The 3,678-nt window shown below is 38.6% G+C and carries 3 protein-coding genes and 1 pseudogene; 3 read left to right on the plus strand and 1 reads right to left on the minus strand.

Features of this window, described 5'->3' with window-relative positions:
• Window positions 1-237: 237 nt before the first annotated feature.
• The 3 genes and pseudogenes from I8U27_RS20115 (at window position 238) to I8U27_RS20850 (ending at window position 2,068) form a co-directional block, all read left to right on the plus strand.
• The gene (locus I8U27_RS20115; protein WP_181755111.1) at window positions 238-660 is read left to right on the plus strand and encodes a hypothetical protein; all 423 of its coding nucleotides are present in this window, start codon (window positions 238-240) and stop codon (window positions 658-660) included.
• A gap of 126 nt (window positions 661-786) precedes the next feature.
• A complete protein-coding gene (locus tag I8U27_RS20120) occupies window positions 787-1,689 on the plus strand; it encodes a 4-hydroxyphenylacetate 3-hydroxylase N-terminal domain-containing protein (RefSeq protein ID WP_181755109.1) in 903 nt (300 codons plus the stop codon).
• Window positions 1,667-2,068 (plus strand): annotated as a pseudogene (locus tag I8U27_RS20850) (4-hydroxyphenylacetate 3-hydroxylase C-terminal domain-containing protein). Before I8U27_RS20120 ends, I8U27_RS20850 begins: the two are co-directional and overlap by 23 nt.
• Window positions 2,069-2,315: 247 nt before the next feature.
• Here I8U27_RS20850 and I8U27_RS20135 read toward each other — a convergent pair.
• A complete protein-coding gene (locus I8U27_RS20135) occupies window positions 2,316-2,849 on the minus strand; it encodes a hypothetical protein (RefSeq protein ID WP_181755103.1) in 534 nt (177 codons plus the stop codon).
• Between the last annotated feature and the right edge of the window lie 829 nt (window positions 2,850-3,678).

Raw genomic sequence — 3,678 nt, forward strand, 5'->3', positions numbered from 1 at the left:
AGACTGGGTTTCTTAAGTTTTGCCTTTTTTAGATAACAGGGGCTTTATAATTTCCAATTTCCCTGTTTCAATGGCTTGACATATTACCGCAGGACTTTTATAAAAATAAATTTCATAATTCGGAGACCGTTTTCTGTACTTTTTATTTTTTCTTAATATTAACAATATATTTCTATGGACCATTCGTCAACGGATAAAATTCATTTCAAGAGATTTTTAAAAAATAAGCAGGACATTTTGTATCTGGTTTGTTGCCATATTCATTCACTGATTGAACAAGCTTTGTATGCAGTTGCAGTAGAGGATCTCAACCCAATGGAAGTGATTTCGGAATTTGTTACTGCTCTTTATCGGATTGTGGATCAAGTTTCGAATTATGTTGTCCTCATGTATCAGGAAACTGCTTCGTTAGATAAAGCGGCCCGAAGTTCATTCCTCAGCCGGGAACAAAGGTTATGCAATCATCTTGAGAACCAAATGAAGAAATGTATAGGTAGTGGATTTTTTAAGGTCGATCCCCAATCTGCTTCTCTGATCGCCGAAGACATTCTTGTCCAGGCTCAAATGTGGGCTTTTCGGCGGTGGTCCCTATCGAAAAAATTTACTCTGGAGAGCTATATTAAAACAAGAATTGAATTACTAAAAACTCTTTTGCAATAAATCATGTTTTTTTCTTCAGCAAAATTCCAACTAACTAGTCAGTCAACATGGAAAGGGGAAATTTCTAAACCTTTGGTTTGTTTCGTGTTTTGCCATCTTTGAGCAGATAATAGGAGGAGAATGAGCATGAAACTCATGACTGGCAGGGAATATGTTTTTAGCCTTAGAGAGTACAGCCCTGATATTCAAGTAAAGGGGAAGAAAGTTAAAAGTGTCGCAGACGAGCCTTTGTTTAAACCGGGTATTGACGCTATAGCTGTGACTTACGAGTTAGCACATCAAAAGAAACATCAAGATATTATGCTGGCTACACTGGAAGATGGAACAAAGGTAAATCGCTTAACTGCCCTTGACTTTAATACAGACGATTTGTTAAAAAAATTGGAAATGACTCGTTTGATTTGTAAGTGGACGGGGTGTGGACAACGTTACCTCATGCACGACGCACTTGGTGCATTGGCTGAAATCACTGCAATGATGGACGCGGATAAAAAGACGGACTATTTTTCAGTGTGTAAGAATTATCTGTTGCATGTTCAGAAACATGACCTGACATGCGGAACGGCTGTTACAGATGCAAAAGGGGACAGAAGCAAACGGCCTCATGAACAAGCCGATCCGAACCTGTACGTGCATGTGGTTGAAAAAAATCAGAAAGGGATTATTGTTCGCGGGGCAAAAGCCAATATAACCGGGGCTCCTTATGTCCATGAATTTATTGTTCTGCCCACCCGTGCCATGCAGAAAGAGGATGTGGACTATGCTTTGTCTTTTGCCGTACCCGTTGATGCTCCGGGTTTAAAAATCATTGCAAAACCGGCCGGACGGCCAGAGGACGCCGAAGCCCCTTTTAGCTCCAATTTTGGGCAATCCACTGCGCTTGTAATATTTAACGATGTATTTATTCCCTGGGACAGGGTGTTTCTGTGTGGTGAGTGGGAATACACCGGAAAATTGGCTATTGGTGCCCGTGCCGGATTCCGTGCAATCCAACATTGGAAAACTGATGCTGGCGGAACAAGTCTATGATATTTTCCGTATTGCGCATGAAATCAGTGGAGGTATCGTTGCAACAGCTCCAACTCCGGAAGATATTGCGATACCGGAAACTGGAGAATTGATTGATCGGTACTTAGTTGGAAAACATGGTGTAACTTCAGAGGAGCGTATAAAAATGGCACGCTTTATCTAGGATTTGACAGCCTCGAAGGAAGGCGGGTTTTACTCCCTCATCAGTCTCCACGGTGGAGGATCGCCAGAAGCAATGCGAATGTCGGCAGTTCGAAATTATGATATCGATCGTCAAAAGGAACACATTTTACAGAAACTGGCGTGCTTTGCAAAATTAGATGGAACGTGCAAGAGATGTGAAACATGTGTCAATGACGAGCTCTGCGAACAAGAGTGAATTTGTAGAAATATTTGATACCTTTTATAACCACCCTAAGCGGTTTCCACCTTGAAAAATTACCTTCTGTTCAAACTGCACTTTAAATCCAAAATCATAACGAATCACAGAGCAGTATTCAACATGGGGTTTAAGATTTTCAAATTTTGCATGGAATTTGACGAGTGAGGACTGGTTAGCATGAACAGGCTTGCCTGCTTTGTTCGGCCTGATCGGAACAAGGGGGTTATTAAGCAGCATAAATTTCTCAAGATTGTTGATTTATATTATTCAAAACTCCGATTAAATCAGTACTTGCGCTAATAACTCCCGCCACTAAAGCTCCGGTAGTTATAATATTCATGTAGGGACTCAAAAAATTATTGAACTTCATAAGCCGGTTAGAAGTTATAGTTTTGTTTTCTATTTTCTCTTTAATAATATTAGACTGCTCTTCAATATCCTCAATTTGATCATCAGAAAGTTCTTTTTTTCCTTGATCTCCTTGGATATATGACAAGAGTTCATCAATTTTTGTCAATAGTTCTTTTTCAGCTGAACTGTTGGATTGAACATTTTCTTCATAAGTAATATTTCCGTTTGTTCTTGATCCCTGACCAAAAGCAATATTATTCCCTTTTATATCCCCCCCTGCTTCTATTTTGTTATGAGTATAAGCAGGGCTGTTATTTTTTGCATTTACACTTGAATTGTTATCAGCATAAATGATTTGATTGCCATTTCCTCTAATTTCCATATTATCGTGTAAACCCAATAATTTCTTAATAAATTGGAAAATCATATGACCTCTCCTCTTTGATTTTAGATATACCATCGGCTTCAGATAGCGGGCAGATGATGGTTAACCTGGCTGCTGATATTGTGTGCGGGCGATACGATTCCGGCTATCGTAAATGCCCCGTTTAATCCGGTTAAGACGATATTCATCATCCTCTAAGATCCATTTGCGCCGCTGTCTGCCAATTCCGCCGCCGGTTTGATTCGATCATTGAAGAACTCTGGACATCATATCATCGCATTATAATAGGGGCGTAAGAATTCAAATGGATTCAGCGTTTTTTAGGAATATTATGATATAGTATAGTATATAAGATATTCCATATACTTGCCATTATATGTCCGGAAAGGTGAAATACTTGTTGTGTAAATTTAACAAGTGAAAAGGTAATCAAGTAATATTTGTAGACGGAGAAGAGAAAAAATTTATTAATATTCTAGATGAAACCAATTTACCTATACGGATTCTGCCCGTAATCTTAATCATTATATTTAGTACTGTACTGGTCTCTTTTTTATTTTTTACTGATGATCTTCGCAGGTTGCATCAGCAATCCAGGTATTTGCTAAAACTTAGTCGGGATATAGACTATGGCAATATTCCGAATGTACCATGTGCAAAGATCAATGATGATTTATCCCGTTTTAATCAAATTTGTAAAGATAAACTATCTATAAATAAAGTTATTCAAAAAAATAACATGTTGGAGGTTGTTGCATAACTCTTTTAAAAAATAATAGAAAAATCCGCCTAAATGTGGTTAGATGAAAGCGCCAACCCACACCAAACCACGGAGGCGGATTAACTTGAGTTTAGCACGACTTTCATCGAG

Source organism: Paenactinomyces guangxiensis (genome assembly GCF_016055185.1).
Classification (GTDB): Bacteria; Bacillota; Bacilli; order Thermoactinomycetales; family Thermoactinomycetaceae; genus Paenactinomyces; species Paenactinomyces guangxiensis.

What these genes read in the sequence shown, in the direction of transcription:
- I8U27_RS20120 (WP_181755109.1), top strand. Translation starts at nt 787, where the DNA reads ATGAAACTCATGACTGGCAGGGAATATGTTTTTAGCCTTAGAGAGTAC.
- I8U27_RS20135 (WP_181755103.1), bottom strand. Translation starts at nt 2,849, where the DNA reads ATGATTTTCCAATTTATTAAGAAATTATTGGGTTTACACGATAATATG.